The organism is Rhizobium ecuadorense (assembly GCF_001187535.1).
GTDB classification, from domain to species: domain Bacteria; phylum Pseudomonadota; class Alphaproteobacteria; order Rhizobiales; family Rhizobiaceae; genus Rhizobium; species Rhizobium ecuadorense.
Window position 1 is genome coordinate 1 of record NZ_LFIO01000213.1, and the last position, 323, is coordinate 323.

Annotated in this window: 1 protein-coding gene and 1 pseudogene; one reads left to right on the forward strand and one right to left on the reverse strand. The window is 54.2% G+C overall.

Annotation, left to right across the window (positions count from 1 at the left end; all coding sequences use genetic code 11):
• A pseudogene (locus AF337_RS39760) lies at positions 1 to 77 on the forward strand (type II toxin-antitoxin system VapC family toxin); the annotation flags it as partial.
• 44 nt (positions 78 to 121) lie between these two features.
• On the opposite strand, the gene AF337_RS05590 reads toward AF337_RS39760, so the two are convergent.
• The coding region (locus AF337_RS05590) for a hypothetical protein (protein ID WP_049731360.1) at positions 122 to 323 on the reverse strand (202 nt) is incomplete at its 5' end.

Consider the following 323-nt stretch of genomic DNA (forward strand, 5'->3'; position numbering starts at 1 on the left):
GTGGGCGACTTGCGACGCGAAATCTGGGCGATTTTGCGACCACAGGTCTCCAATTGATCTCACCATGGGAGTTTTGACGTCTCGGAAATGCGTGGCGCTGTTACTTGGGTATCGACGCCTTTCAGGCCAATCGCATGAGCATTTCATTCAGGTTGCCGATCTGGCGGAGCAGTTCGACCAACTTGTCCGTATCGTCTTGACTGAGCCGGCCCGTTCCGCCGCTGCTTTTCCAAAGATGTTGAAATTCTTGGCTCGTCTGCAGCGCGATGCCCATGATTTCGATGATTTGCGTACGGTTTTCCCAGGTTGCAACGACCGTCGGT